The 5,030-nt window shown below is 72.2% G+C and carries 1 pseudogene; it reads right to left on the bottom strand.

The features are described 5' to 3' along the window. Positions 1–5,030: pseudogene (locus tag ACSMTC_RS39630) on the bottom strand (type I polyketide synthase); the annotation flags it as partial.

Here is a 5,030-nt window from a genome sequence, read left to right on the forward strand (position 1 = left end):
GGTGGCCCTGGGGGCGTCAGCCGCCGGAACCGAGGGCGCCTGCTCCAGGATGGTGTGGCGTTGGTGCCGCTCATACCGAAGGAGGACACCGCCGCGCGGCGCGGGCGGCCGGTCTCCGGCCACTGCCGGGAATCGGCCAGCTCCCACGGCACCGGCGGACCAGTCCACGTGCGGCGAGGGCTGGTCGATGTGCAGGCTCTGCGGCAGCGTGCCGTGCTCCATGGCGAGCACCATCTTGATCACGCCCGCGACACCGGCGGCGGCCTGGGTGTGGCCGATGTTGGACTTCACCGATCCCAGCCAGAGCGGCGATGCCGCGTCACGGTCCTGGCCGTAGGTGGCGAGCAGGGCCTGGGCCTCGATCGGGTCGCCCAGTCGCGTCCCCGTACCGTGCGCCTCCACCGCGTCGATCTCCTCGGCCGTGAGGCGGGCGTTCGCCAGGGCCTGGCGGATGACGCGCTGCTGGGAGGGGCCGTTGGGGGCCGTCAGACCGTTCGAGGCACCGTCCTGGTTGATCGCGCTCCCGCGTACCACCGCCAGGACCGGGTGGCCGTTGCGCTCCGCGTCCGACAGCCGCTCCACCAGCAGCATGCCGACACCCTCACCCCAGCCGGTACCGTCCGCGTCGGCCGAGACGCCCGGCAGCGGCCGTCCTCGGACAGGCTCGCGCTGGCGGCTGAAGGAGACGAACGCGCCCGGCGAGGACATCACCGTCACACCGCCGGCCAGCGCCATGGTGCACTCGCCGCCGCGCAGCGCCTGCACCGCCATGTGGAGGGCGACCAGTGAGGAGCAGGCGGTGTCGACCGACACCGCCGGACCTTCCAGGCCGAAGGTGTACGAGAGCCGGCCCCAGACCACCTTGGCGTCGCCCGGGCCGAGGAAACCGCCGAGCTCCTCGGAGGCGTCCATGGCGAGCTGGAGGTAGTCCTGCCCGTTGGTGCCGACGAACACACCGGTCCGGCTGCCGCGCAGGGACTCCGGGTCGATGCCCTGCCGCTCGAAAGCCTCCCAGGAGGTCTCGAGCAGCAGGCGCTGCGGGTCCATCGCCAGCGCCTCACGCGGCGAGATCCCGAAGAACGTCGGATCGAACTCGGCCACGTCGTAGAGGAACCCGCCCTCCCGGGTGTAGGCCGTGTTCGCCTGCTCCGCGTCACCGCTGTACAGCGCCTCCAGGTCCCAGCCACGGTCGGTCGGGAAGCCGGAGATCGCGTCCGTCCCCGTCGCCAGCAGCTGCCACATGTCCTCGTAGTATGGACCCCGCCCGGGAAACGGCAGCTCATCGCGACGATCGCGATCGGCTCGTCGTCCACCAGGCGGCCGAGTACGGGCAACCCGGACCGGTCGTCGGCGCCGCCGAGCAGCTCGGACCGCAGGTGGTCGGCCAGCGCGCGCACCGAGGGGTAGTCGAACACCACCGTGGCGGGCAGCGCCAGGCCGGTCGAGGTGGCCAGCAGGTCGCAACTGACGGCGGTCAGCGAGTCGAATCCGAGTTCCCTGAACGCCTTGCCGACCTCGATGCCCTCCGGGTCGGCGTAGCCGAGGACGGTCGCCACATTGGTGCGCACCAGGTCAAGGAGCGCGGTGTCCCGTTCGGCCTCGGAGAGGCCCGCGAGCCGCTGCGTCAGAGCGGTCGGGCCGCCGGTCGCCGACCGGGCTTCGCCGACGGCCTTGTCGATCGCCCGGCGGGCCGCCGGCAGCTCGTCGAGCAGCCGGCTGGGGCGAGTTGCTGACGAACGAGGGGGCGAAGCGTCCGCACGAAGTCGGCCGCGGTCACGGTCACGTCGTCGGCGGACAGTGCCCGGTGCAGGAAGGCGATTCCCAACTCCCGTGCCATGGCGGGGAGTCCACCCCGGTGCAGGCGCTCTTCGAGGGTGCGGTCGGTGGCCATGCCGCTCCCGGCCCAGGGGCCCCAGGCGATGGAGGTGGCGGCCAGACCGTCCGCCCGGCGCTGCTCGGCGGCGCGTCCAGGAAGGCGTTCGCGGCGGCGTAGTTGCCCTGACCCGCGCTGCCGATGACACCTGCCACGGAGGAGAACAGGACGAAGGCGGAGAGGTCGGAGGTCAGTTCGTGCAGGTTGAGCGCGGCGTCCACCTTGGGACGGGCCACGGTCGCGAACCGCTCGGGCGTCAGACCGTCCACCACACCGTCGTCCAGCACACCGGCGGTGTGGAACACCGCCGACACCTCAACGGTGGCGAGCAGCTCAGCCAGCGCCTCACGGTCGGCCACATCACACGCGGCCACCGTGACGGTTGCGCCCAACTCGGCCAGCTCATCACGCAGTTCGACCGCACCGGGAGCCTCCAGACGACGACGGCTGGTCAGCACCAGGTGCTCTCTGGCACCGTTACGGGCCAGCCAGCGCGCAACCTCCGCACCCAACGCACCCGTACCACCCATGAACGCCCAGAACCGTCCCGGACGGCTTCCAGGCGACGCCCTCGCCACGCACGGCCCGCACGACGCCGGCCAACACACCCGACGCCCGCACCGCGACCTGATCCTCACCACCCGCCAGCACACCCGCCAGCCGCGACAGCGCACGCTCGTCCAGCACCTCCGGCAGATCGACCAGACCACCCCAACGCTCCGGATGCTCCAGCGCCACCACCCGGCCAAGCCCCCAGACCTGAGCCTGAGCCGGGTTGCCGAGCGGTCACTGCGACCGGTCGACACCGCACCCCGCGTCACACACCACAGCGGAGCAGCGATACCGGCATCACCCAGCGCCTGTACCAGCGCCAGCGTCCCTGCCACACCGTCGGACACCGTCGGCAGTGCCAGCACCCCGGAGACCGGAGTTCCGTCCGCTGCCTTCCGTAGGCGCACGGCGGTCTCCGCGCGATCCGTACCGAGCTCGACCGGGCGGACGTCCGCACCGCGTTCGGCCAGGATCCGGACCACGGCCGTCGCAGCGGCGTCCTCGGCCGGAGCCGCCACCAGCCAGGTACCCGACAGCCCGCTCGGGGCCGGGTCGGCGATCGGCTTCCAACTGACCTGGTAGCGCCAGCCGTCCACCGTGGACTCGGTACGGCTCTGCCGACGCCAGGCCGACAGAGCGGGCAGGAGCGTGCCCAGCTCGCCGTCACCGTCGACCTGCAGGGTGGCGGCCAGGGCGTCAAGGTCCTCGCGCTCCACGGCTTCCCAGAACCGCGCGTCCACCTCGTCCACCGCAGCGGCCGGCCGGGCCGCCGACTCCAGCCAGTACCAGTCGTGCTGGAAGGCATAGGTGGGCAGGTCGACGCGCCGTGCGCCGCGACCGGCGAAGACCGCCTGCCAGTCGATGACCGCACCACGGACGTACACCTGGGCGAGGGCGGTCGTCAGCGCCCGCACCTCGGGACGGCCCGCGCGCAGCACCGGCGCGAAGGCCGCGTCCTCGGTAGCGCTCTCCTGGCCCATCGCGGACAGGACGCCGTCCGGACCCAACTCCAGGAAGGTACGGACTCCTTCGGCCTCCAGTGCCTGGACGGCGTCGTGGAAGCGGACGGCGTCACGGACGTGGCGCACCCAGTACTCGGCGGTGCGCAGCTCACCGGTGACCTCACCGGTGAGGGTGGACACGATCGGGATCCTCGGCTCGCCGAAGGTCAGCCCCTCGGCAAGCGCACGGAACTCGGCCAGCATGCCGTCCATCAACGGCGAGTGGAAGGCATGGCTGACGGTGAGCCGCTTGGTCTTGCGACCGTCGGCGGCCAGCTTCTCCGCAACCGCCAGCACTGCCTGCTCGGCACCGGAAATGACCACGGAGGTCGGGCCGTTGACGGCGGCGATCCCCAACTCGTCGGTCAGCAGCGGCAGTACCTCGTCCTCGGTGGCCTGCACCGCCACCATCGCGCCACCGGTGGGCAGTGCCTGCATCAGCCGGCCGCGAGCGGCGACCAGAGTGGCGGCGTCCGCCAACGACAGCACACCCGCCACGTGCGCGGCAGCGATCTCACCGATCGAATGACCGGCCAGGAAGTCCGGCCGTACGCCCCACGCCTCCACCAGACGGAACAGCGCCACCTCGATGGCGAACAGCGCCGGCTGGGTGTAGGCGGTCTGGTCGAGCAGCTCGCCCGCGAACATCTCCTCGCGCAGCGGACGCTCCAGATGCCGGTCCAGCTCCGCGCACACGGCGTCGAGGGCAGAGGCGAACACCGGGAACGCCTCGTACAGCTCCCGGCCCATCCCGACCCGCTGGCTGCCCTGGCCGGTGAACAGCAGGGCGAGCTTTCCGCCGGTCCCGGCGGAGCGGACGATCCCGGCGGCCGGGTCTCCGGCTGCCAGCGCCCGCAGCGTGCGGGTGAGTTCCTCGCGGTCCTCGGCCACCAGCAGTGCCCGGCGGTCCAGGGTGGCTCGGGTGGTGGCCAACGAGTAGGCGATATCGGCGAGTTCGGCCTCCGGCCGGGTCTCGACGAAGGACAGCAGCCGGCCGGCCTGTGCTCGCAGGGCGTCCTCGCTCTTCGCGGAGAGCAACCACGGCAGCACGGCGGAACGTACCGGATCGACGTCTGTGGACGTCGGCTGTTCGGCGGGCTCGGGGGCCTGCTCGATGATGGTGTGCGCGTTGGTGCCGCTGATGCCGAAGGAGGAGACCGCTCGGCGCGGGCGTCCGGTCTCGGGCCAGGGACGGGCCTCGGTGAGCAGTTCGACGGCGCCCGCCGACCAGTCCACGTTGGGCGAGGGTTCGTCCACGTGCAGGGTCTGCGGCAGCGTGCCGTGCCGCATGGCCATCACCATCTTGATGATGCCCGCGACACCGGCGGCGGCCTGGGTGTGGCCGATGTTGGACTTCACCGAGCCCAGCCACAGCGGCGAGGCCCCGTCACGGTCCTGGCCGTAGGTGGCGAGCAGCGCCTGCGCCTCGATCGGGTCACCGAGCGTGGTGCCGGTGCCGTGCGCCTCGACCGCGTCGACCTCGTCGGCCGAGAGCCCGGCGCCGGCCAGGGCCTGGCGGATGACGCGCTGCTGGGAGGGGCCGTGGCGGTGGCCACCTGTTGCAGGCGCCGTCCTGGTCGATCAGCCCGGGACCACGGCCAGGA

Origin of the sequence: Kitasatospora sp. HPM-01-4 (assembly GCF_051374625.1) — a bacterium.
In the GTDB taxonomy this organism is placed as follows: domain Bacteria; phylum Actinomycetota; class Actinomycetes; order Streptomycetales; family Streptomycetaceae; genus Kitasatospora.